The 23,112-nt window shown below is 42.7% G+C and carries 26 protein-coding genes and 1 tRNA gene; 8 read left to right on the top strand and 19 right to left on the bottom strand.

Translation table 11 applies throughout. From position 1 onward, the window contains the following. Positions 1-390: 390 nt before the first annotated feature. From rpsR to rpsF, 3 genes are read right to left on the bottom strand one after another with little or no spacing between them, the layout of a single operon-like run. On the bottom strand, positions 391-663 hold the full coding sequence (rpsR, locus tag CA598_RS11290; RefSeq protein WP_036651767.1) for a 30S ribosomal protein S18: 273 nt from the start codon (positions 661-663) through the stop codon (positions 391-393). A gap of 21 nt (positions 664-684) precedes the next feature. Then, positions 685-1,191 (bottom strand): single-stranded DNA-binding protein, encoded by a 507-nt coding sequence (gene ssb / locus CA598_RS11285; protein WP_036677780.1) that lies wholly within the window; start codon positions 1,189-1,191, stop codon positions 685-687. A 48-nt stretch (positions 1,192-1,239) separates the two neighbouring features. Then, positions 1,240-1,524, bottom strand: a complete 285-nt coding sequence (gene rpsF, locus CA598_RS11280) for a 30S ribosomal protein S6 (RefSeq protein WP_036677776.1) — start codon at positions 1,522-1,524, stop codon at positions 1,240-1,242. Positions 1,525-1,738: 214 nt separating this feature from the next. On the opposite strand from rpsF, the gene CA598_RS11275 reads away from it, so the two are divergent. Next, positions 1,739-1,936, top strand: coding sequence for a YjzC family protein (locus CA598_RS11275; RefSeq protein ID WP_042131720.1), 198 nt, complete (start codon positions 1,739-1,741; stop codon positions 1,934-1,936). A gap of 371 nt (positions 1,937-2,307) precedes the next feature. Here CA598_RS11275 and CA598_RS11270 read toward each other — a convergent pair. From CA598_RS11270 to CA598_RS11255, 4 genes are all read right to left on the bottom strand, one after another. Continuing rightward, positions 2,308-2,398 (bottom strand) — tRNA-Ser (locus CA598_RS11270). Positions 2,399-2,441: 43 nt separating this feature from the next. Next, positions 2,442-2,654: a DUF951 domain-containing protein gene (locus CA598_RS11265; RefSeq protein ID WP_094869732.1), complete on the bottom strand. Its 213-nt coding sequence runs from the start codon at positions 2,652-2,654 to the stop codon at positions 2,442-2,444. Next, positions 2,654-3,682, bottom strand: a complete 1,029-nt coding sequence (locus CA598_RS11260) for a mechanosensitive ion channel family protein (protein WP_094869731.1) — start codon at positions 3,680-3,682, stop codon at positions 2,654-2,656. Before CA598_RS11260 ends, CA598_RS11265 begins: the two co-directional genes overlap by 1 nt. A 15-nt stretch (positions 3,683-3,697) precedes the next feature. Continuing rightward, entirely contained in the window at positions 3,698-3,949 is a 252-nt protein-coding gene (locus CA598_RS11255; protein ID WP_094876551.1) for a putative Se/S carrier protein, read from the bottom strand. Positions 3,950-4,067: 118 nt separating this feature from the next. Here CA598_RS11255 and yyaC point away from each other — a divergent pair, with 118 nt between their 5' ends. Then, positions 4,068-4,673 carry a spore protease YyaC gene (gene yyaC / locus CA598_RS11250; RefSeq protein WP_094869729.1) on the top strand — a complete coding sequence of 202 codons (606 nt, stop codon included), beginning with the start codon at positions 4,068-4,070 and terminating at the stop codon, positions 4,671-4,673. Here the strand turns inward: yyaC and CA598_RS11245 are convergent. From CA598_RS11245 to rpmH, 12 genes are all read right to left on the bottom strand, one after another. Continuing rightward, a complete protein-coding gene (locus CA598_RS11245) occupies positions 4,648-5,148 on the bottom strand; it encodes a DUF4446 family protein (RefSeq protein ID WP_094876550.1) in 501 nt (166 codons plus the stop codon). The genes yyaC and CA598_RS11245 overlap by 26 nt on opposite strands. Positions 5,149-5,168: 20 nt before the next feature. Continuing rightward, the gene (locus CA598_RS11240; RefSeq protein ID WP_094876549.1) at positions 5,169-6,329 is read right to left on the bottom strand and encodes an aminotransferase class V-fold PLP-dependent enzyme; all 1,161 of its coding nucleotides are present in this window, start codon (positions 6,327-6,329) and stop codon (positions 5,169-5,171) included. Positions 6,330-6,439: 110 nt separating this feature from the next. Beyond that, positions 6,440-7,282 (bottom strand): ParB/RepB/Spo0J family partition protein, encoded by an 843-nt coding sequence (locus CA598_RS11235; protein ID WP_094876548.1) that lies wholly within the window; start codon positions 7,280-7,282, stop codon positions 6,440-6,442. After that, positions 7,275-8,036 carry a ParA family protein gene (locus CA598_RS11230; protein WP_094869725.1) on the bottom strand — a complete coding sequence of 254 codons (762 nt, stop codon included), beginning with the start codon at positions 8,034-8,036 and terminating at the stop codon, positions 7,275-7,277. The genes CA598_RS11235 and CA598_RS11230 overlap by 8 nt, the downstream gene beginning before the upstream one ends. Before the next feature lie 207 nt (positions 8,037-8,243). Beyond that, entirely contained in the window at positions 8,244-9,059 is an 816-nt protein-coding gene (gene noc, locus CA598_RS11225; RefSeq protein ID WP_094869724.1) for a nucleoid occlusion protein, read from the bottom strand. A gap of 414 nt (positions 9,060-9,473) precedes the next feature. Next, complete coding sequence (gene rsmG, locus CA598_RS11220; protein ID WP_094869723.1) at positions 9,474-10,199, bottom strand: 16S rRNA (guanine(527)-N(7))-methyltransferase RsmG; 726 nt, start codon at positions 10,197-10,199, stop codon at positions 9,474-9,476. A 3-nt stretch (positions 10,200-10,202) separates the two neighbouring features. After that, positions 10,203-12,089 (bottom strand): tRNA uridine-5-carboxymethylaminomethyl(34) synthesis enzyme MnmG, encoded by a 1,887-nt coding sequence (gene mnmG / locus CA598_RS11215; protein WP_094876547.1) that lies wholly within the window; start codon positions 12,087-12,089, stop codon positions 10,203-10,205. 39 nt (positions 12,090-12,128) lie between these two features. After that, a complete protein-coding gene (mnmE, locus tag CA598_RS11210; protein ID WP_094876546.1) occupies positions 12,129-13,505 on the bottom strand; it encodes a tRNA uridine-5-carboxymethylaminomethyl(34) synthesis GTPase MnmE in 1,377 nt (458 codons plus the stop codon). A gap of 108 nt (positions 13,506-13,613) precedes the next feature. Next, positions 13,614-14,348, bottom strand: a complete 735-nt coding sequence (jag, locus tag CA598_RS11205) for an RNA-binding cell elongation regulator Jag/EloR (protein ID WP_042193066.1) — start codon at positions 14,346-14,348, stop codon at positions 13,614-13,616. Next, positions 14,345-15,214 carry a YidC/Oxa1 family membrane protein insertase gene (locus CA598_RS11200; RefSeq protein WP_094869720.1) on the bottom strand — a complete coding sequence of 290 codons (870 nt, stop codon included), beginning with the start codon at positions 15,212-15,214 and terminating at the stop codon, positions 14,345-14,347. Before CA598_RS11200 ends, jag begins: the two co-directional genes overlap by 4 nt. Positions 15,215-15,300: 86 nt before the next feature. Then, on the bottom strand, positions 15,301-15,651 hold the full coding sequence (rnpA, locus tag CA598_RS11195; RefSeq protein ID WP_042193070.1) for a ribonuclease P protein component: 351 nt from the start codon (positions 15,649-15,651) through the stop codon (positions 15,301-15,303). A 291-nt stretch (positions 15,652-15,942) separates the two neighbouring features. Further along, entirely contained in the window at positions 15,943-16,077 is a 135-nt protein-coding gene (gene rpmH, locus CA598_RS11190) for a 50S ribosomal protein L34 (RefSeq protein WP_039295761.1), read from the bottom strand. A gap of 674 nt (positions 16,078-16,751) precedes the next feature. On the opposite strand from rpmH, the gene dnaA reads away from it, so the two are divergent. The 6 genes from dnaA to gyrB all read left to right on the top strand — a co-directional run bounded on the left by dnaA (position 16,752) and on the right by gyrB (position 23,080). Continuing rightward, entirely contained in the window at positions 16,752-18,098 is a 1,347-nt protein-coding gene (gene dnaA, locus CA598_RS11180) for a chromosomal replication initiator protein DnaA (RefSeq protein ID WP_042183777.1), read from the top strand. Positions 18,099-18,296: 198 nt separating this feature from the next. Beyond that, the gene (gene dnaN / locus CA598_RS11175; RefSeq protein ID WP_094869719.1) at positions 18,297-19,439 is read left to right on the top strand and encodes a DNA polymerase III subunit beta; all 1,143 of its coding nucleotides are present in this window, start codon (positions 18,297-18,299) and stop codon (positions 19,437-19,439) included. Between the two features lie 48 nt (positions 19,440-19,487). Then, entirely contained in the window at positions 19,488-19,718 is a 231-nt protein-coding gene (gene yaaA, locus CA598_RS11170; RefSeq protein ID WP_042123047.1) for a S4 domain-containing protein YaaA, read from the top strand. Between the two features lie 20 nt (positions 19,719-19,738). Beyond that, positions 19,739-20,857 (top strand): DNA replication/repair protein RecF, encoded by a 1,119-nt coding sequence (gene recF / locus CA598_RS11165; protein WP_042123050.1) that lies wholly within the window; start codon positions 19,739-19,741, stop codon positions 20,855-20,857. Between the two features lie 16 nt (positions 20,858-20,873). Then, entirely contained in the window at positions 20,874-21,122 is a 249-nt protein-coding gene (gene remB, locus CA598_RS11160; protein ID WP_036677731.1) for an extracellular matrix regulator RemB, read from the top strand. Between the two features lie 47 nt (positions 21,123-21,169). Then, positions 21,170-23,080 carry a DNA topoisomerase (ATP-hydrolyzing) subunit B gene (gyrB, locus tag CA598_RS11155; RefSeq protein ID WP_094869718.1) on the top strand — a complete coding sequence of 637 codons (1,911 nt, stop codon included), beginning with the start codon at positions 21,170-21,172 and terminating at the stop codon, positions 23,078-23,080. Positions 23,081-23,112 lie beyond the last annotated feature (32 nt).

Raw genomic sequence — 23,112 nt, 5'->3', positions numbered from 1 at the left:
AAACCGTGCATAAGAGCACGGTTAATTACAAAGAGAACAACAGCCGTAAAGAGGCCATTTGACGCTTCGTGTGTTCTTAACTAAATCATCCACCCGTAAGGAACAACAGACTGCTGCGTAATACGAACGCAAATAAAGCACGTAATCGCCTCATGACGAGCCTGCTAAAGTCTTCCTAATCAAGTGTTATGAAATTGCTAGTTAAGAACGTTCACCGACATCAAAATTTCCCCTTTAGTTATAGGATAGCTGTAATTTAACACATAACAGTGCCAACGTCAAACGATTCCACATCCAAATGATTTAATTTCATGCTTACCGCACTAATAATGCTTCCTTTTCTGCATACAAAAAAAGCAGCCGGTTTCCCGACTGCTTTTATAAAACGTCCTATTCCGTTGTGTAAGGAAGCAACGCGATTTGACGCGAGCGTTTTACAGCAATGGTAAGAGCGCGTTGGTATTTTGCACTAGTACCTGTTACACGACGTGGCAAAATCTTTCCACGTTCGCTGATGAACTTCTTAAGAAGTTCGGTATCTTTATAATCAATGTGAGTAATCTTGTTCACAGTGAAAAAGCAAACTTTTTTACGCTTGTTGCGTCCACCACGACGTGCCGGTCTTTTGTCGTTGTCGGCGCCTTCTCTTGGTTTAAAAGCCATATTCTTTTCAGTCCTTCCTAATTAAAATGGCAAATCATCATCCGATATATCAATCGGTTTACCATCGCCCGAAAAAGGATCTTGAGTATTGTTGTTACGCGAGAAATTATTGTTGTTATTTCCGCGTCCAGCGTTACCACCGCCACCATATGCTGGCTCTTCAGGCATACTACTTGCACCACTTGAAGTATTTCCACCTTCACGGCTCTGTGAAGATTCCAGGAAACGAACATTATCAGCAATAACTTCAGTTACGTATACACGTTTGCCTTCGTTATTCTCATAATTCCGCACTTGGATGCGTCCTTCCACTGCTGTCAGACGACCTTTGCGCAAGTAATTGGCACAGGTTTCTGCTAGCTGTCTCCAGGTTACAACCGGGATGAAGTCAGCCTCACGTTCACCGTTCTGGCCCGTAAAGTTACGATCTACGGCTAGCGTAAATTGCGTTACGGCAACACCAGCGGGAGTATAACGAAGTTCCGGGTCACGGGTCAACCGTCCGATCAAAATGATACGGTTCAACAATTCTGGTCCCCTCCTTTAGAGCGATTCATTACAAAGCTTGTCAAGATCTTAAGCAACGTCGTTCGTAATGAGATAACGAATAACTTCGTCAGAAATCTTCATAAGACGTTCTAATTCAGTAACTACTGCAGGTTCTGCATTGAAGTTAACCAAAACATAAACGCCATCACGGAATTTCTTGATCTCATACGCAAGACGGCGTTTACCTTGCACTTCGTGCTTTGTAATTTCCCCGCCATTGGAGATGATGCCTTGGAATTTATCGACTGCTGCTTGAACGGCTTCTTGTTCAATGTCAGGACGAATAATGTACATCACTTCATATTTGCGCATAATTTTCACCTCCTTATGGTCTGAGGCCCCTAATCACGTCAGGAGCAAGGAACGAGCACAAACATAGACTCGCACCTGATTAATATACCAAAATGAACAGCAGAGTGCAAGCAATATTAATACAGGACAATCCATCACCCTCTTTTTACATGAAAAAAACACTACCTGCGCACAATAATTACGAATTCATCTACATTAAAAAGGAGGAATAATAATGGGTGAGAAGACGGAATATGAAGAAGGCGACAAAGCCCCCAATCCAGGCATGTATACAGAGGTAGGCGAAGCGCGAAGCTTCCATACTGAGATTTCGAATCCACAGCACATCAAGATGGAAAAAGGGGACACCTTCCCTGAGACCACCAACAAAAATCGGAAGTGGAAAAAGGTTGAAAAGGCACGGGTACATTAATTGAAAAATAAATGTGTATAAAAAAATCGATAATACACATACTATACTCAGGCAGTACAAAAGAGAGGTGTGGTTCCGTTGGCCGTCGTAGACGAACACAATCACAGGAGATCTGATTCAGCATCTATTGTAAGCTGGGAAGAGTAGTGGGTTATTGCCTTAAAAAAGCATTAGCCTCAGCAACGCCTAATTCACTTTAGTCGCTATAAACAGAGAAATTCCAAACATCATTGATGTACTGCCTCCTGAAGAAGGACCCGAAAGGGGCCTTCTTTTTGTGTTGTATAGAATTCGTTTATAGGCTATTATAGACACAAAAAAACCTCCGTTGCAGGAACGAAGGATTCATTAAAGGTTATATTATGCTGAAGTGGCGGAGAGGGTGGGATTCGAACCCACGCACGCTTTGACACGCCTAACTGATTTCGAGTCAGCCCCCTTGGGCCTCTTGGGTACCTCTCCGCAGCAAAAATAATTGTATCATGCAGACATGCCATTTGCAAGCTTAATTATTGTCTGTATTTTCCTCCAAAGAACGCAGTACCTTCTTCATATTCTTCTCGAATTTGGCACGGGGAATCAGGACACTATGCTGACAGCCTGTACATTTTATTCGGATATCCATCCCCATGCGAATAATTTCCATTTCATTAGATCCACAAGGATGCTGCTTCTTCATTTGTACTATATCCCCAAGCTGAAAAACTTTACGTTCCACTATTCTTCCCCCTCTTCTCCTTCTTGTGCAGCTGCGATTTGCCGTCTTGATCCAGTGTTTGCCGACCCTGTAACTTCTAGTGCATGTTCAGTTTTTGCAAGATCTATTTCAGCCTTCGCCTCTGCTTCTGCTTTCTTACGTGCTTCCTCTTCCGCTTGAGCCTGTTCCAGTGTGTTTTGTTTCTCAAGTGCCTGTTTGATATCGTTTTGAATTTGTCTTTCCGCTGCATCTCTTGCATTAGGAGCACAACTGGCTGCTATACGAATCACATATTCCGAGGTACTCATGGACTGTATACCGAGCACATTAGGGTAAGCAAGCACATTGGAGTTGCGCTCTTCTATTCCTTTTAGCGCCTCGCCAATTAATCCTAACGTAGCTTCCAAGCTTCGCTCCATTTTAACAGGAACATCAACTACAGCCAATGCATTGGAAAGAGAATAGTTCGTCACATTCGTAATTAGTCCATTAGGGATAATAAATACTTCTCCGGTAGCACTAAGAAGTCTTGTTGTTCGTAATCCGATTAATTCAACAGTTCCTTTATAAGTACCTGTCTGAATCACATCACCCACTGCAAATTGGTCCTCCAAAATAATAAAGAAGCCGGTAATAACATCCTTCACCAGACTTTGTGCTCCAAAACCTATTGCGAGACCGAGCACACCCGCTCCGGCCAACAAGGGTGCTAAGTCGAAGTGGAACTCTGAAAGAACGATCATGATCATCACAAAATTACAGATAACCGTTACTACATTTTTCATCAATTCGCCTACCGTAGTAAATCTTCGCGTGTTAGAGAGAATTCTGCCACCAGTTTTACGCTCAAGCGAACGATCAATAATATTAGAAACAATCTTAATGATAACCCTCGTTAAGAGGAAAATAATAAGAATTCGCAAACTTGCGAATAAGACATTAGCCCACATATCAGCATCGGTAAACCAATTCCACACCTTATCTTTAAAACGTAAAGCATCTTTTACAGCATCACCGGGAGTAGCAGCCTCCAATATCCACCTATTCATATCGTGTATTCCTCCCTACCTCTCAATCAGTATGTAGTTCTCGTTGTGTTTTCCGTAGATACCGCGAATCTCGATATTCTGCTCAGTTACAATCCTCTGCACCTCTACCAGCGCACTTGGATAAAACTGAATCGATATCGCGCACCCTGCCGTGATCTCTTTCGGGGTCGGGAATATATCAATCTCAATTTCTGCATATTCAAGCAACATTTCAGCACGAAGCGCCTGCTGGGTAGAGTCAAACGCGATCAACATCTCTTCTTGCATTTACGTTACGCCTCCCATAGGTTTATCGTCCTATCTCTTGCCGTTGTAGTATAAAACCCCTCTTCTATCCATATACTAGATACCATCAAATAGAATCAGCCTCAGAAAGGAAGATAGTATGAATTTTCCATCCAAAGCTACATCAGCGCAAGAAACATCCTGTTTAAAAATATCACATACCGATCCCGATATCTATTCTGCTATTACACACCGACTACTTTTCCATTTTGCACGTACACGCCCTGAGACACAGATTGTCGTCATTTGTGTGGGTACAGACCGATCCACAGGAGACTCTCTTGGTCCTTTAGTTGGTACTGCATTGTCACGTTTTCATAGTCCGCTGTTTCATTTATATGGAACGCTTGAAAATCCTGTCCATGCCGTTAATCTTGAGGAAACTTTGACCCTAATCAATGAAAAATATAGCAACCCTTTTGTCATCGGTATAGATGCTTGTTTAGGTCACTCTACTAGCGTGGGCTGTATCCAAGTTGTTGAAGGACCTCTACGACCGGGCGCTGGCGTAAATAAACAATTGCCGCCGGTAGGTGATATCCATTTGACAGGAATCGTTAATGTCGGCGGCTTTATGGAGTATTTCGTATTACAGAACACGCGATTAAGTTTAGTGATGCGATTATCTGATATTATAGCGACAAGTCTATATTCTGCCTTAAAGCAATGGAATCTTCATGCTAGGTCCGCTGCAACGCGAGAGTAACGACTTCTTTTTCTTCAGGTGATAGCACATATTGTGATTCACCATTCTGCATAGGTTTAGAGTAAATGTAAGAATTCTCACGATTATGAAGACTGGTTAATACAATACCACTGCTGTTGTCATCCAGTATAGCGACTGAGAAACTCAGATCATTGCCACGTTCACCAAAGGCATTATAACGCTTCAGCGCAATATTGGACTTCATGCCACGCATTCTAGTTTGAGTTGCTTCTAATACGGCTTTTTGCTCACGTTGTTCTTCTTCCAGCATGTCGCTTTGGTTCTTCAGATCAATTAGAAGGCCTTCCAGATCCTCCACACCGTTCCCAGCCATCATGGCCTCATATTTACGCCGCATAGCACGCAGCTTAGCTCCCTGGGCGATCACAGTGATTACCAGCACCAACATAATTACTGTAAAACCAAACACAAACCACTTCAACTGCTCACTAATTAATTGATTTAATTCAGACATGAATGGACCATCCTTTTTATTCATCTGCTGCGGGCATTGCCATATAACTCATCCATAGCAGCCAGCATTCTGCTTATATTATGCTCTGTCGTATCTACACCTACACTCGCCCGAACAGCACCACTCTCTAGCGTATCAACTGCCTTATGTGCCAAAGGGGTACAATGCATACCTGCTCTAACCGCTATTTTATAATCACGATCTAGACGGTGAGCGATATTCGCTGACTCTTCTCCATCCACCACAAACGATACAATACCCGTTCTTGGAGCGCCTAGTGAGGGTCCTAATAGTCTAATGCTCGGGATGTGAGACAAACCCTCCATTAGCCTTTGAGTTAACGCCCACTCTCTCTCATGAATAACGCTCATCCCTAAAGATTGTACCTTTTGAACACCTGCTAGTAAACCGGCAATCCCTACCGTATTTTGCGTCCCTGCTTCATACCGATCTGGACGAACATTGGGCTGTTCGCTATTTTCCGATTGACTACCTGTCCCTCCATACATTAAGGGTTCAAGATCCAATTCAGGTGATATATAAAGTCCGCCGGTTCCTTGTGGTCCAAGTAGTCCTTTATGCCCCGGAAATGCCAACAAGTCTATATTCATTTTTTTAACATCAATATCAAGTGAACCCGCGCTTTGAGCTGCATCTACCAGAAATACGGCGCCATGAGATTTAACGATATCGCCAATATCGCTAATAGGCAGTATGCTTCCAAGTAAATTAGAGCTATGATTGCAAATGACCAGTTTGGTGTTTAAGCGAAAAGCATTTTCGAGTTCTAGTAAATCCAATTGTCCTTCACGATCTACTTTTAGATAGTCCACTTTTATCCCTAGAGTCTTACGCAAGTATTCCAGCGGCCGTCTCACAGAATTGTGTTCTGTCATGGTTGAAATCACGTGATCTCCCGCTTTAAGCGTCCCTCTGATCGCCATATTTAAACTCATCGTAGTATTATGGGTAAAAGCTATATCTTGCGCATTAGATACACCGAACAACTTAGCCAGCGCACTCCGTGTTCTTACTAACACTCGGCCACTTCCTATCGCTAGCGAGTAATTCCCTCTACCAGCATTCGCTCCTGACTGCAGAGCATTCATCATCGCATCTGCAACCTCTGGTGGTTTAGGCCATGAGGTAGCTGCATGATCCAGATATACGAAGTCTTCCATAACCTCGCTCCTCGTCTATTACCCTTTTTTAATCAACTTATTCAAAAAAACATACCCCTAATTATCCGATTAAGGATATCTCAGGATATGTTCTTAGCATAGATACCCATTTAGTTACCCAATAATTCCAACAATCTTTCTAAATCCTGAGCACTGTAGTAATTCAGTTCAATCTTCCCTTTTTCCTTACCCTGTTTTATTTTCACCGTTGTTTTAAAACGTTCACGCAATACTTCCTCTACATTATCAATATAGGGATCACGTTTAACAACTTTCACTTTAATTCCATTTGCAGGTTTACGGTCTAAGTTCTTCACTGTTTCTTCTAATTCTCTGACGCTCCACTGTTGTTCCACGCATTGTTCGGCCAGTTGTTTAATCACTTCTGGATCCTTTAAAGCAACAATCGCCCGTGCATGCCCCATTGACATTGTTCCACGTGAAACATATTCTTTTACTTCTTCAGGTAAAGAAAGCAATCTCAGGAAGTTGGCGATATGTGATCTGGACTTTCCTACCTTAAGCGAGAGTTCTTCCTGCGTAAGTGAAAATTGATCCATTAGGCCTTGGTAAGCCACAGCAATTTCCATTGCATTTAAGTTCTCACGTTGCAAGTTTTCGATTAATGCAATCTCCATGACCTGTTGATCACTAAGATTTCTAACGACTGCTGGAATTGTAGCTTTGCCACAATATTGCGAGGCCCGGAATCTGCGTTCACCGGCAATGATCTCATACCCCTTCAATACGCTACGAACAATGATCGGCTGGATCACGCCATGTTGTCTGATCGATTCTGCTAGTTCTTGAATGGCCTCTTCATTAAAATCTTTGCGCGGTTGATATGGATTAGCCCGGAGTTGAGCTAAAGGGATCTCAACTACCTTATCATCTTCATTAATTGATAAAGAAGGGATTAGCGCATCCAGACCTTTTCCTAAACGTTTACTCATAAGAAATCACTTCCTTTGCCAACTCTAAATACACTTCTGCTCCTTTAGAGCGAGGATCATAAGTAATAATGGATTGCCCATGAGACGGCGCCTCACTTAACCGGACATTCCGAGGAATAATCGTTCTATATACTTTTTCTTGGAAATACTTCTTAACCTCTTCTATCACTTGAATTCCCAGATTGGTACGGGCATCAAGCATAGTCAATAATACTCCCTCTATCTTCAGATGCGGGTTGAGATTTTTTTGCACCAGACGAACGGTGTTTAATAGCTGACTCAAGCCCTCAAGCGCATAATATTCACATTGGATCGGGATGATTACCGAATCCGCTGCAGTAAGGGAATTGATCGTCAAAATTCCCAGGGAAGGCGGACAATCGATGATAATATAATCATAATTATTTTTAACCGCATTTAGCGCCTTCTTTAGCTTTAGCTCTCTGGAAATCGTTGATACCAACTCAATCTCCGCGCCTGCCAATTGAATCGTCGCCGGAATGATATGCAGCCCTTCATTTTGAGTTTCCAGTATGGTTTCTAGAGGATTTACCTCATTTATAAGAATGTCATATATACAATTCGCCACGTCAGCCTTGTTGATGCCAACGCCGCTAGTAGTGTTACCTTGAGGATCGATATCAACTAGAAGCACTCTTTTTCCTAATGTAGCCATACCGGCACCTAGGTTCACGGAGGTTGTTGTTTTACCGACACCGCCTTTTTGATTTGCTATGGCAATAATCTTGGACACTTATTTCACCTCGAATAGTTAGGAAGAATCTTCTCGTAGATCGCAAGTACAAATGTTCCTGACGCTGATGTTGCGTCACACTTTATGAAGAATATAGACAACTTTTGAATACTGAAACTCTAAATTATAAGTTTTGCCAACATCCCGGTTATAGCCACACAAAAGGCGGCCAATCACCTCAGGGCCGCCTTCAGCTTTTGAAACAATTTATCTTTTGGGGATTTGGATTACAATCTCGTAATGGTCACCGCGGTCATTTTCTGACGTTTTGATTTCCATTCCTGAGCCTGTCACCATATCAATAGATTGACGAATTGTATTAAGAGCTAGACGAACATCCTTGGTATAGGAAACCCGTTTTGACTTTTTAGTTTGTGAGACTTGTTTGTAGAAAGCAATACGAGCTTCTGTTTGTTTAACATTTAATCCTTTTGCAATGATCTCTGCTAACACTTTCAGCTGCATCTCCACACTATCTAGCGATAATAATGAACGTGCATGTCTTTCGGAAATCTTGCGCTCCATCAATGCCATCTTAACCTCTTCAGGCAAATTGAGTAAGCGAATTTTATTAGCTATGGTAGACTGACTTTTACCTAATCGTTGCGCCAAGCTTTCTTGCGTCAATTGATGAAGATCAATTAACTTTTGATAAGCTACAGCTTCTTCAATGGAGGTCAAACCTTCACGCTGTAAGTTTTCTATAAGCGCAATGGATGCGGCCTGTGAATCATTGAATTCACGAACAATGGCTGGAATCGTCTCTAAACCAAGTTTTTTAACCGCTCGCCAGCGTCGTTCACCTGCGATGATTTCGTACACGGAATCGCGCATGCGTACAACTATGGGTTGAATGACACCATGAGTTTTAATCGTCTGGCATAACTCATCGATTTTTTCGTCATCGAATATAGTCCGTGGTTGGTAAGGACTGCTAATGACCTCATGAACTGGTATTTGTTTGATTTCTTCTCCGCTGCTCCGCTCGTTAAATCCAAATAGCTTGGTAAATTGTTCTTTCATTCCGTTCATAACCACCTAATTTCGTTATAGTACGATCTTCTTGACCTTCTTTTCGGAAAGTGTATCGTACAGCAATAAAAAACATTCTGATATTATGAAATCACCTGCTACTATCAGGCATCATAATCTCTCCTTCTTTCGAACAAGAGTACAGAGAAGGAGTTATATACAAAATTAAAAGTCTACTATGCTATTCTATCACTTTTCTCTACATAATCATATTCTCCGTAAAGACCTATTTTTCCTGCATTTTCATAATGATAACAGCCTAATAAACATATCAATTTAGTTTATCTTTTAATTAATGTTCATTAGAGATCGCTATCGCAATTCCCCACAAAAAAAGGTCATCCCCTTTTAAGATAGAGGATGACCTTAAATATATTTACCTATGCCAATGTTTCACGTGAAACATTATTTGATAAGTGGTGTTTTGGCAGGAATTCCCGCTTTTCGTGGGTACTTAGCAGGAGTAGCACCTGTCTTACGAATAATGACAATATGTCGCGCCGACTCTTCCACAGGCAAGCTGAAAGACTCCACTTTACTAAGTTGAGCACGAAGCTCTTTTAAACTGTACTTCGCCTCACTTAATTCTTCTGATGGATCGCTCCCCTTCATGGCAGCGAAAAATCCATCCTTACGTGTAAAAGGAAGGCAGAATTCATTCAACAAGGATAATCTTGCCACTGCACGTGCGGTCACCAAATCATAAGCATCACGATGCTTAAATTGCCGGGCAATATCCTCCGCACGACCATGAATCAATTGCACATCCGTTAATTTTAACGTCGTACAGACATGCTGCAGAAAAGAGATTCGTTTACTCAATGAATCAACAATCGTAAGCTTCAAATGTGGAAAACAAATTTTAAGCGGAATCCCTGGAAATCCAGCTCCCGATCCAATGTCTGCCAAATTGTTTATCTCATTGATATTAATGAAAAAAGCTAGCGAAATCGAATCATAAAAATGTTTCGTGTAAACCTGCTCACGCTCTGTTATTCCGGTAAGATTCATTTTTTCATTCCAGGATACGAGTTCTTTATAGTAGAGATCAAATTGCTTCAATTGTTCCGCTGTAAGTGTAATCCCTCGTTCCTGTAAAAGCTGTGTGAATTGTAGTTCCGTATTATCCATAGATTATCCTTTCGCCGCGGTTACCCGGTTGTAATGCTCAAGATATACGAGAAGAATAGAAATATCTGCAGGTGTAACCCCTGCTATCCGAGAAGCCTGACCGATAGAGATCGGGCGAATCTTAGTCATCTTTTGCCGCGCTTCCATCGCTAATCCATGAATCTCATTATAGTTAATGTCATCCGGAATTTTCTTCTTTTCCATCTTTTGCAGGCGCTCCACATGTTGAAGCTGTTTTTCGATATATCCGGCATATTTAATTTGAATTTCCACTTGTTCCTTCATCTCTGCGTCTAGCATTTCGGGTGATGGTGAAACTTGATCTACAAAGCTATAATCAAGCTCCGGACGACGCATTAGAACAAGCAAATTGCTGCCATCTACTATAGGCGCTGATTCATATTGTGCTAGAATATCATTTACCTCAACAGGTTTAACCTTTTTCTCTTGTAGGCGGACAATTTCACGTTCCACCCGTTCCTTCTTGTCTACAAAGTTATCGAAACGCTCTTGAGCGATCAAACCAATATCATAACCGATAGGCGTAAGTCTTAGATCTGCATTGTCATGACGGAGCAGCAAACGATATTCCGCACGTGAGGTTAGCAGACGATACGGTTCATTAGTCCCCTTAGTCACCAGATCATCAATGAGTACACCAATGTATCCCTGTGAACGATCTAAGATTACGGGTTCTTTGTCTTGCACTTTGCGCGCTGCATTAATTCCAGCCATTACACCTTGGCCAGCCGCTTCCTCATAACCGGAAGTACCATTGATTTGTCCAGCAGTGAACAAACCTGGTAGACGTTTAGTTTCAAGAGATGGCCATAGCTGTGTAGGAACCATTGCATCATATTCAATAGCATAGCCGTTACGCATCATCTCTACCTTTTCCATACCAGGGATGGAACGCAGAATCGCTAGCTGTACATCCTCAGGAAGACTAGTCGACAGACCTTGTACATAGTATTCCGATGTATTTTTTCCTTCTGGCTCTAAAAAGATCTGATGCTTAGATTTATCACTAAATCTTACTACTTTATCTTCAATTGATGGGCAATAACGTGGACCTGTTCCTTCAATAATACCCGTAAACATCGGCGCACGATGAAGGTTGTCATTAATAATCTGATGAGTAACCTCAGAGGTATAGGTCAACCAACAAGGTAGCTGTTCATTGTTGGATGATTTCGTCTCAAACGAAAAGAATTTAGGCTCATCGTCGCCCGGTTGAATTTCTGTCTTCGAGAAATCGATCGTATCACGATGTACACGTGGTGGTGTACCTGTCTTAAAACGCACCAATTCAAAACCAAGCTCCCGCAAATTCTCAGATAGCTTCACTGATGGCTGCTGATTGTTAGGTCCGCTCTCATACGTCAATTCACCCATAATCACTTTACCCCGCAGGTAAGTACCTGTGGTCAAAATAACGGTCTTACTATGGTATTCCGTTCCTGTCTTCGTAACTACACCCACACAACGTCCATCCTCAACGATTAGACGCTCAACCATGCCTTGACGAAGCGTTAGGTTAGGCGTTTTTTCCATGGTTTCTTTCATTGCATGTTGGTACAGAAACTTATCCGCTTGTGCACGCAATGCATGCACCGCAGGTCCCTTCCCTGTGTTAAGCATACGAAGCTGAATAAATGTCTTATCTATATTACGGCCCATTTCTCCGCCTAGCGCATCAATCTCACGCACTACATGTCCTTTGGCTGGTCCGCCTATGGACGGATTGCAGGGCATGAATGCAACCATATCCAGGTTAATTGTGATCATCAATGTGCTGCAGCCCATCCGTGCTGATGCTAAAGCCGCTTCACAACCGGCATGACCGGCGCCAATGACGATTACGTCATAGTTGCCTCCATCATAACTCATGTCCTGTTTCCCCCTAATTGTTATATTAAAATGTAAAGCTTATTTTCCTAAACAAAATTGCGAGAATATTTGGTCTAACAACGAGTCCGCTGCTGTATCACCAATAATTTCACCCAGCTGTTCCCATGCTAGCCGTACATCGATTTGAATCATATCAATCGGTATATACTGTTCCGCCGCATCGTATGAATCTTGTAGCGATTTATAAGCTTTTTTGAGCAAGGCAATATGTCTCACATTACTTACATATGTCAAGTCACCCGATTCCAGCTTTCCACCAAAAAAGAGTGTCGAAATGGCATCTTCAAGTTTGTCTAGACCTTCCTCTTCCAGAACGGACATCGGTACGATGTTGGACTCCTCAAAGTACGAGAGCAACTTATCCTTATCCAGTTTGGGTGGTAAGTCCATTTTATTCATGATCACTAGGCATTGTCTACCGTGGATTTGTTCCATCAATGCCAATTCGTCCTCATGCAGCTCTTCGTTAGCATTTAACACAAGTAGAATCAGATCCGCATCACTAACTGCCGCCTTGGAACGTTCTACGCCAATCTTCTCGACTACATCCATCGTTTCACGAATTCCCGCCGTATCAAGCAACTTAAGCGGAATGTTGTTTATCGTTATATATTCTTCGATGACATCACGTGTTGTTCCAGGAATATCTGTTACAATCGCTTTGTTATCACGTGCTAACGCGTTTAATAATGAAGATTTACCAACATTGGGACGACCAACTATAGCTGTCGTTATCCCCTCACGAAGAATTTTTCCTTCATTAGAAGTCTTAAGAAGCTTTGTGATTCCTTCCATCACTTCACTGCTTTTATCTTTAATAAATTCAGCTGTCATGGATTCTACATCGTGCTCTGGATAATCTATATTCACTTCGATATGAGCCAGCATCTCAATAAGTGTATGACGCAAAGCATGAATTCGATCCGACAAGGATCCACTGACCTGCTTTAAAGCCACCGAAAACGCGCGATCCGACTTCGAGCGAATGAGATCAATAACCGCCTCAGCCTGTGATAAATCTATACGTCCACCCAAGAAAGCACGCTTGGTGAACTCACCCGGCTCGGCTAACCTTATCTCCTGCTGAAGAAGTAAATCCATCACCCTTCTTACAGAAATTACACCACCATGAGCACTGATCTCTACTACATCCTCAGTAGTAAAAGAACGTGGGCCCTTCATTACGGTTACAAGTACTTCTTCCAGCTTCTCCCCGTTATCCGGACTAACGATATGCCCATAATGAACGGTATGCGATTCCGCTTCAGTTAACGGAACTCGGCTACGAAACAAAGGAGCCACTTGGGAAATAGCCTGTGGGCCACTTACCCGAATAATAGCAATTCCTCCCTCGCCTAATGCCGTTGATACGGCAGCAATGGTGTCACTAAGCATGCTGTTTTTCACCCCAAAACCTGTATTTTTTGATTATAAACGGTCTTATATTTTTAAAAAAGCAATGACCCCTTACATTGGTCAAGGAGTCATTGCATCATATAGTCTTTACTTCAAAGTTATAACGACGCGGCGATTTGGCTCTTCGCCCTTACTAAGGGTATTCACTTGCCGATGATCCTGTAATCTGGAGTGAATAATTTTCCGCTCCTGAGGTGACATCGGTTCCAGTACTACCTCTTTACGAGTCCGAATGACACGACTGGCTAAACGATCAGCCAGCTCTTCGAGAGTTTTTTTACGCCGCTCACGGAAGTTCTCCGCATCTAGCACAAGCCGTATAAAACTGTCGGAGTAACGATTAGCTACGATATTAGCCAAATACTGCAGAGCATCGAGAGTTTGTCCTCTTCTACCAATCAACAGTCCCAAATCTGGACCTGATATCTGCAGAATCGTGGATTCCTTGGTGTGGACGATTTCTACTTCCACTTCGAGCCCCATGCTCTTAGCGACATCCACAATGAAATGAACGGCTTCTTGGTAAGCTTCCTCCACCGGTTGTCCGGAATCTTGGCGTGGCACACCGCCGTTAGCCTCCTGTTTGCTCTCTCTGGTTGACTGCTGAGGCAGTGACGGAGCACTCGCCGCTGATGCCGGTGCGGCTTCGGCTATCAAGGTTAACTCAACCTTGGCACCTTTCGCACCGATCAATCCCAGGAATCCTCTTGATGGCTGCTCAAGTACGTTGACCGTTACCCGGTCCTTTTGAACTCCAAGCTGGGTTAGTCCCCGTTCTACAGCTTCTTCAATGGTTTTCCCTGTTGCGACGACTTTGCTCATTTTGACTTTTTGGCTCCCTTCGATGACTTGTTGCCGCTTTTGCTCTTCGGAGCAGGGCTTGAGTCATCTGTACTTTTCACAGCACTTGCGATTGCCAATTTGTGTTTATCATTGTTGCGATATAAGAAATAGTTCTGAACAATAGTGTAAATGTTACTGTATACCCAGTACAGCGGCAATGCTGCTGGGAAGTTGTAGGACATAACGAAAATCAGAACTGGATAAATCATCATCATGAACTGCATTGGCCCTTGTTGTTGCATCGGGTTCATTTTAGTCATCATTCTGGTTTGTATAAATGTTGTTAATGCTGCTAGCACCGGTAAGATAAACAGATGATCCGGCTTACCTAGCTCCAGCCATAAGAAGGAGTGCTCCCGTAGATGTGGATTATAGTAGATCGAGTTGTAGAGAGCGATAAAGATAGGCATTTGTACGATCAGCGGTAAACAACCCGCCATTGGATTAACCTTATTCTCTTGGAACAAACGCATCGTTTCTTGCTGCACCTTTTCAGGTGTGTCTTTATATTTTTTCTGGATCTTTTGGAGTTCCGGTTGAATGGCTTGCATTGCCCGCGAGCTCTTCACCTGTTTAATCGTAAGCGGAAGAATCAACGTGCGGACAATAATAACCATCACAAGTACGGCTAAACCATATTCTCCGTTAAACCAATCAGCAAACTTGTCCAAGGCAATGGCGAAATAATACACTACATTACTTTGCCAGAAGCCTCCATTCTTTAAATCCTCCGTAGTGTGCGTAACAGCAGCTGACGGAGCGCATCCCGACAGAACAGCTAACGACAACACCATCACTGTGATGAGGAGAAACCATTTTCCCCGTCTAGTCTTCATTAGAGACACTTCAAAACCCCTCTCTTGAACATTCCATTCCACCGTAAATCATACCATAATTATGAATACAAATAAACAAGCCTCTTATGCGTCCTTTATTTGCGGGAAGCCTTGAGTAGCTTGGCTTTGCGCAGTACATGCAGCACGCTTTTTTCGAGCTCTGCGTATTCCATGGAAAGTGCTCCTTTTCTTACGATAAACACCATATCGAGTCCACCTGCGATTTCAGGTTCATGATGACGAACGATTTCCTTCACCAATCTTCTCATTCGGTTACGGACAACCGCGTTTCCAACCTTCTTACTGACCGATACCCCAACTCTAAAACGCTCTACCTCTTTTTTGCTAAACCAATACACTACAAATTGATGATTCGCAAAAGACTTCCCATGGCGGTATACACGACTGAAGTCGGCACGGTTTCGTAATCGTAACTTTTTGTGCACGGGAATCTCCTTCATAAATCCGGTTAAAAGTATCCTTCCGAATTTTTTTCTTCTAATAGTATAGTCATTTGGATGTCGCTATAAACGACCGCGACTACAACGCTGGAATTTCCCTTCTATATTATAGAAAGAAAAATATTCTCAACTTCTCACAAAATAATTCTGTATATACGTTAAATAGCCCCGCAAAGTGTAGCTAGCGCATTAAGCGAGATCCTAGTCGTTTGCAGAGCAAAAAATAATAAAAAGCAGTAAAAAAAGACCACCGGAGTGGTCCCTTAGTGGCCTAACTTACGCACTCAAAACTTTTCTGCCTTTCAAGCGGCGAGCTGCCAGCACTTTACGGCCGTTTTTCGTGCTCATTCTTTTACGGAAACCGTGAACCTTCTTACGTTTGCTCACATTTGGTCTAAATGTCGGTCTCATAATTGCACCTCCCTTACAGGAACTTAATTACTGTCATATAAGCAGAAACGGTCTAAGCCGTCCTTATAGTAGGGACAGTATCTACATGAATCATCAATTAATTATCGAGACATATCCTTACAGAAAACACCTTTATATATTTAAACATATTTTATGCGCAAAAGTCAACCTACTGCTGGCTCCAGAGCCTCCCTCTAATTTAAGCTGCTTGTCCACAACTCCCATTAGAAAAAAAAGTAATCCACAAGATATGACAGTTATCCACCTGTGATCAAAAAATAAAGTCGACTACTCACAGATGAGCACAACCTGTGTATAAAATTATCGAAGCTTTGGCGTAAAGTGTCGAACCGTAAACAAATTATCAACAATATGTAGTGGTGTTCCTAATAATTGTACACAAGTGCTTGAATTTGTGGATAAAATAGCCCTGCTCATTGAAAAATAAGGGGCGTTTTGCTATGATGGTATTACTTTTGAATGTGAATAGATTTGTTTGTTCTCTTAATTATCAACAAGCTGTGGATAAAGTTGTGAACAAATCAAATTTATCCATATTTTTTTGTCTCTTCATATTGCCTACTGGGGATAAATATCAGCACCAACCTATTTTCTTCGACATTTCCACTTCATGGCTGATGCCACATTTGGAAGATTTAAAGGAGTGACAGTCTGTGGACAGCCATACTTCCGAATTATGGCAGCAAATTTTATCGATTATTCAAACCAAATTAAGCAAGCCGAGCTTTGATACCTGGTTTAAGGCTACTAAAGCGATAACCTTCAACTCCCAGGTTCTCATTATCTCGGCACCTACAACGTTCGCAGTAGAATGGCTGGAAAGTCGCTACACCAAACTAGTAGGAGCAACGGTCTACGAAGTCACTGGGAAACAAGTGGATGTAAAATTCGTGATTGAAGAAAGCAAGCCACCTGAGCTTGTGGTTCAACAATCCGCCCCCACTCCCGTAGTATCACGAGAAGAAGCGCAAACGCATCTCCTCAATCCAAAGTACACTTTTGACACTTTTGTAATCGGCTCCGGCAACCGTTTTGCGCATGCAGCCTCACTGGCAGTAGCCGAAGCGCCGGCCAAAGCATACAATCCCTTGTTTTTATATGGTGGTGTAGGTCTGGGCAAAACCCATTTAATGCATGCCATTGGGCACTATGTTCTAGAACATAACCCGAATAACAAGGTTATTTACATCTCATCAGAGAAATTCACGAATGAATTTATCAATTCGATCCGTGATAACCGCGGTGAAAGCTTCCGCAATAAGTATCGTAACGTTGACATTTTGCTTATTGACGATATTCAATTCCTCGCCGGAAAAGAGTCCACGCAGGAGGAATTTTTTCATACGTTCAATGCGCTCCACGAAGAACGCAAGCAAATTATCATCTCCAGCGACCGACCGCCAAAGGAAATTCCCACACTGGAAGAACGGCTGCGTTCACGGTTCGAGTGGGGCTTGATTACGGATATTCAACCACCCGATCTAGAAACCCGAATTGCGATTTTGCGCAAAAAGGCGAAGGCAGAGAACCTTGATATCCCTAATGAGGCCATGATGTATATTGCTAATCAGATTGATACCAATATTCGTGAGCTTGAGGGTGCATTAATCCGGGTTGTTGCTTACTCTTCGCTAACCAACCAGGATGTAACCACACATTTGGCAGCTGAAGCACTCAAGGATATCATTCCTTCCAGCCGCCCAAAAATGATTACCATCGCTGATATTCAGCAAAAAGTCGGTGAATACTACAATTTGCGCCTTGAAGACTTCAAAGCACGAAAACGTACAAAAGCCGTAGCGTTTCCACGTCAAATCGCAATGTATCTCTCCCGTGAACTAACGGATTATTCGCTGCCTAAGATTGGTGAGGCGTTCGGAGGACGTGACCATACGACCGTAATTCACGCGCATGATAAAATTACACAGTCATTAAAGGTCGATCAGGAGTTGTACAAAGTGGTAAATAATCTTGCGGAGAAAATTAAAAATCCTTCCTAAGAGGAACAAAGAGCCTATACACAATCTATACACATGTGGGTAGGCTTAATTTTATGCTATTTGATAGGGTTATCCACATATTAGACGCCCCTACTACTAATACTATTAAATAACTATAATAATTCATCATGTAAAGACGCGTAATAACGAGCAACAAAATACAACGAAATTCCCAATTTTTCAGCTAGGAGTGAAATCATGAAAATAAGCATTCTTAAAAATGAACTCAACGAATCCATTCAACACGTATCCAAAGCAATCTCCAGTAGAACAACCATCCCTATTCTGACCGGTATTAAGCTGGAAGTTAGCCATCAAGGCGTCACATTAACTGCAAGCGACACCGATATTTCCATCCAATCGTTTATTCCAGCAGAGAATGACAGCCATACGATCGTGAAAATAGATCAGCCCGGAAGTGTTGTTCTTCCCGCTAAATTTTTCGTAGAGATTATTAAGAAGCTGCCCTCCAAAGAGATTCACATGGAAGTTAAAGAAGGATTCCAAACATATATTTCTTCTGGATCCACTGAGATTCAGATTGTAGGTTTAGACCCTGAAGAATTCCCGGTGCTACCGAGTATTGAGGAGAACGAAACTATCTCTATACCAGGTGATTTGCTGAAAAATATGATTAAACAAACTGCTTTTTCTATTTCTACCCAAGAGACAACTCCGATTTTAACAGGTATACTGTGGAATCTGGCCGATAATGAATTTAAGTTTACAGCGACTGACCGTCACCGCTTAGCTACAAGAGCAGCAAGACTAGAAGGTACGGAGAATGTTCAATTTGCCAATATCGTAATCGCTGGTAAAACCCTTAATGAGCTAAGCAAAATTATCCCTGATCAAAATATGCTCGTTGATATTGTCGTTGCGGACAATCAAGTTCTTTTTAAACTCGACAAAGTTCTGTTCTATTCACGGATCCTCGATGGAATTTATCCGGATACTTCTAGAATTATTCCAACAACCTACAAAACAGAACTAACTTTGGACACAAAAAAATTAAGTGAATCAATTGATCGTGCTTATTTGCTGTCCCGTGAAGAAAAAACGAATATTGTGCGCATGCAGACACTTGATCAAGGCGGCATTGAAATTTCTTCTAGCTCTTCCGAGCTTGGTAAAGTTCGTGAGGAACTTGAAGTCATTGATTTCAAAGGTGAACCACTCAAAATATCTTTCAACTCCAAATATATGCTCGATGTCCTAAAAGTTATTGAGAGTGAGCAGCTTGTTATAGCCTTCACAGGGATGATGAGTCCGATCATTTTGAAGCCACTCGATCAAACCAATAGCTTGTATATCATTTTGCCTTACCGTACAACAAATTAATGCCAACATTCATGAACATGTGGATAAGTGGCTGAAAGGATAAAAATCATGAAAAAAATACTTATCCACAGTGGATATATCAAGCTAGATCAATTCCTGAAACTTTCCGATTGTGTATCCACAGGTGGAATGGCTAAAGCTTTATTGCAAGAAGGACATGTGCTGGTTAACGGAGAAGTAGAGGAACGGCGTGGAAGAAAGCTTTATCCGGGTGATCAAATTGAAGTGCAGGATAACGGCACATTTCAGGTTGAAGGCGGAGGAGTTAAAGAGGAGTAGGCTAGGGGAGGAACCATTTCGTGTTTGTTAAAAATATCGGTCTGCAGCATTATCGAAATTACGGGCTGCTGCGTCTGGAGAGCCTGGGCGATGTGAATCTGATTCTGGGTCAGAACGCCCAAGGCAAAACAAACCTCATGGAGGCATTGTTCGTCCTGGCGATGACCAAAAGCCACCGCACCTCGAAGGATCGCGAACTTATCTCATTCGATGCCCCTGGAGACGCTGCTCAGATCATTGCTGAGGTAGAACGTAAGTACGGCGATCTCAAGCTAGAGCTCACCCTATCTGCCAAAGGTAAAAAAGCTAAGATTAACGGTTTAGAACAACGACGTCTTAGTGAGTTTGTGGGATCACTCAATGTGGTCATGTTCGCACCGGAAGATTTAGAGATCGTAAAAGGCACACCTGGGATCAGACGGCGTTTTCTCGATATGGAGATTGGCCAAGTCCAGCCTAGTTATCTCTTTCACCTCCAGCAGTATCAAAAAATCCTCTTACAAAGGGGCAATTTGCTAAAGCAGTTGTGGGGAAAAGAGGCAGCGGGAAAAGACCTTTTGGAAATCTGGGATGCTCAACTTGTGGAGCACGGTGTTAAAATCGTAAAAAAAAGGAAACAATTCATAAAGAAGCTGCAAATATGGGCTGAAAGCATACACCGGGGGATTACGAACGGCGGAGAAGAACTGAAATTGCTCTATGTCCCCTCTTTCGGCGATCGGGATGAGGAAGATGAAGCTGTCTTATTAGACAATTTTATGTTAAAGTTATCACAAACGAGAGAACAAGAAATCAGGCGCGGCATGACGCTGACGGGTCCCCATCGGGATGACCTGTCCTTTTTTATCAACGGAAGGGAAGCTCAGGTCTACGGTTCTCAGGGACAGCAGCGTACAACGGCTTTATCGCTCAAGCTGGCGGAAATCGAGCTGATCCATGAAGAAATCGGAGAATATCCTGTGCTGCTTCTTGATGATGTTTTATCCGAGCTTGATCCTTACCGACAGACCCAGCTTATTGAAACCTTTCAAAGCAAGGTACAGACATTCATTACCGCTACTGGGATTGAGGGTCTGAATGCCGATAAATTAAAGGGCGCCAGCCTATATCATGTTCATGATGGAAAAGTGGAGTTATAAAGAGCGGAGGAAGATCATGTATATTCATTTGGGCGGGGAGAAGATTATTCGCTCTTCGGAGTTAATTGCAATATTTGATATTTCGATTGAGAAATCTTCCAAGGTGTCTAAGCAATTCGTCATTCACTCTGAGCAGGACAAGAAGCTTGAGCGGATTGGTGAAGAGGAAGCAAAATCTATTGTCGTAACTAAAAATATCGTGTATTACTCCCCCATTTCCTCCTCCACTCTCAAAAAAAGAGCCAAAATTTTGCTCGAAATATAACTTACGTTTAGTAACAAAGAGATAATCTGAAAGAAGTAGGTGAAGGCATGTCAATGAATCAACCGACATATGATGAGAGCCAGATTCAGGTACTGGAAGGGCTAGAAGCTGTCCGGAAACGTCCGGGCATGTATATTGGTTCCACTAGTTCTAAAGGTCTCCATCACTTGGTGTGGGAGGTCGTAGATAATAGTATCGATGAGGCCCTAGCAGGTTATTGTGACCGGATTCAAGTGATTATTCATGAGGATAACGGGATTACTGTTATCGATAATGGACGTGGCATACCTGTAGGTGAAAATGAAAAACTTAAAAAGTCGACGCTTGAAGTTGTAATGACAGTACTGCATGCAGGCGGTAAATTCGGCGGCGGCGGATATAAAGTATCAGGCGGCTTACACGGTGTGGGTATCTCCGTAGTAAATGCCTTGTCTGAGAAGGTTGTTGTTAATGTTAAGCGTGATGGGCATATTTATCAGCAGGAATACAGACGTGGTGCACCACAGTATGAGATTAAAGTTGTTGGAGATACGGACGAGACAGGTACGACTACAACTTTCCATCCGGATCCTGAGATCTTTACTGAAACCACGGTCTTTGAATATGCGACACTGCTTACTCGAATTCGGGAGCTAGCTTTTCTTAACAAAGGAATTGAGCTTTCACTCCATGATGAGCGGACCGATGTCACCAACGTGTTCAAATACGAGGGCGGTATCGTTGAATATGTGAAATATCTGAATGAGAAAAAAGAAGCGCTGCACGAGGATCCAATCTACGTGGAAGGCTCACGGGATATGATTCAGGTTGAAGTAGCTCTCCAATATAATGATTCGTATACAGAGAACATCTACTCTTTTGCGAATAATATTAATACCCATGAGGGCGGAACGCATGAATCCGGCTTCAAAAGTGCTCTAACACGTATCATCAACGATTACGCCCGTAAAGCGGGTGTGCTGAAGGATGGTAATTCAAACCTGACTGGCGACGACGTGCGTGAAGGATTGACAGCCATTATTTCTGTCAAAATTCCAGAGCCGCAGTTCGAAGGTCAAACGAAGACTAAGCTCGGAAATAGTGAAGTCCGTGGAATAGTAGAATCACTGTTCGGAGAGAAATTACAGGAATTCCTGGAAGAGAATCCGGCAGTATCACGCCGTGTCCTTGAGAAGTCGCTTTCAGCTTCACGTGCACGAGAAGCCGCTCGTAAGGCTCGTGAGTTAACCCGCCGTAAGAGTGCGCTTGAAGTCAGTGCACTACCTGGTAAACTTGCGGACTGTTCATCCAAGGATGCGTCTATCAGCGAACTGTATATCGTCGAAGGTGACTCTGCGGGTGGATCGGCCAAGCAGGGCCGGGATCGTCATTTCCAAGCGATTCTACCGCTGCGTGGTAAGATTCTAAACGTAGAAAAGGCACGCTTAGACCGTATTTTATCCAACGCCGAGATCCGGGCTATTATTACTGCTCTTGGTACAGGAATCAGTGAAGATTTTGACCTATCGAAGGCTCGTTACCATAAAGTCGTTATTATGACGGATGCCGACGTCGATGGAGCTCATATTAGAACTCTGTTGTTAACATTCTTCTACCGTTACATGCGGAAGCTGGTAGATGCAGGTTATATCTATATCGCACAACCGCCTTTGTTCAAGATAGAACGCAACAAAGTGATCCGTTATGCAGGCAGCGAGAAGGAACGCGATGAGATTATCGCCTCTTTTGGTGAGAATGTTAAGGTCAATGTCCAGCGCTACAAAGGTTTGGGTGAAATGAATGCTACCCAGCTGTGGGACACGACGATGGATCCTGAGGCTCGTATGATGCTACAAGTAACGATTGAAGATGCGATGCTTGCTGATAGTATCTTTGATACGCTGATGGGCGATAATGTTGAACCAAGACGTGACTTTATCCATGAGCATGCGAAGAGTGTCAGATACCTTGATGTGTAAGAAAATATAAGGATAATGTATAAAGTGAAACT

Origin of the sequence: Paenibacillus sp. VTT E-133291 (assembly GCF_002264395.1) — a bacterium.
Lineage (GTDB): Bacteria > Bacillota > Bacilli > Paenibacillales > Paenibacillaceae > Paenibacillus_AQ > Paenibacillus_AQ nitricinens.
This window is presented reverse-complemented; position numbering and strand designations above follow the sequence as displayed.

Coding starts and splice junctions, on each gene's coding strand:
- rpsR (WP_036651767.1), bottom strand. CDS start 663: ATGGCTTTTAAACCAAGAGAAGGCGCCGACAACGACAAAAGACCGGCA.
- rpsF (WP_036677776.1), bottom strand. CDS start 1,524: ATGCGCAAATATGAAGTGATGTACATTATTCGTCCTGACATTGAACAA.
- CA598_RS11275 (WP_042131720.1), top strand. CDS start 1,739: ATGGGTGAGAAGACGGAATATGAAGAAGGCGACAAAGCCCCCAATCCA.
- CA598_RS11260 (WP_094869731.1), bottom strand. CDS start 3,682: ATGAATAGGTGGATATTGGAGGCTGCTACTCCCGGTGATGCTGTAAAA.
- CA598_RS11255 (WP_094876551.1), bottom strand. CDS start 3,949: ATGCAAGAAGAGATGTTGATCGCGTTTGACTCTACCCAGCAGGCGCTT.
- yyaC (WP_094869729.1), top strand. CDS start 4,068: ATGAATTTTCCATCCAAAGCTACATCAGCGCAAGAAACATCCTGTTTA.
- CA598_RS11245 (WP_094876550.1), bottom strand. CDS start 5,148: ATGTCTGAATTAAATCAATTAATTAGTGAGCAGTTGAAGTGGTTTGTG.
- CA598_RS11240 (WP_094876549.1), bottom strand. CDS start 6,329: ATGGAAGACTTCGTATATCTGGATCATGCAGCTACCTCATGGCCTAAA.
- CA598_RS11235 (WP_094876548.1), bottom strand. CDS start 7,282: ATGAGTAAACGTTTAGGAAAAGGTCTGGATGCGCTAATCCCTTCTTTA.
- noc (WP_094869724.1), bottom strand. CDS start 9,059: ATGAAAGAACAATTTACCAAGCTATTTGGATTTAACGAGCGGAGCAGC.
- rsmG (WP_094869723.1), bottom strand. CDS start 10,199: ATGGATAATACGGAACTACAATTCACACAGCTTTTACAGGAACGAGGG.
- mnmG (WP_094876547.1), bottom strand. CDS start 12,089: ATGAGTTATGATGGAGGCAACTATGACGTAATCGTCATTGGCGCCGGT.
- mnmE (WP_094876546.1), bottom strand. CDS start 13,505: ATGCTTAGTGACACCATTGCTGCCGTATCAACGGCATTAGGCGAGGGA.
- jag (WP_042193066.1), bottom strand. CDS start 14,348: ATGAGCAAAGTCGTCGCAACAGGGAAAACCATTGAAGAAGCTGTAGAA.
- rpmH (WP_039295761.1), bottom strand. CDS start 16,077: ATGAGACCGACATTTAGACCAAATGTGAGCAAACGTAAGAAGGTTCAC.
- dnaN (WP_094869719.1), top strand. CDS start 18,297: ATGAAAATAAGCATTCTTAAAAATGAACTCAACGAATCCATTCAACAC.
- yaaA (WP_042123047.1), top strand. CDS start 19,488: ATGAAAAAAATACTTATCCACAGTGGATATATCAAGCTAGATCAATTC.
- remB (WP_036677731.1), top strand. CDS start 20,874: ATGTATATTCATTTGGGCGGGGAGAAGATTATTCGCTCTTCGGAGTTA.
- gyrB (WP_094869718.1), top strand. CDS start 21,170: ATGTCAATGAATCAACCGACATATGATGAGAGCCAGATTCAGGTACTG.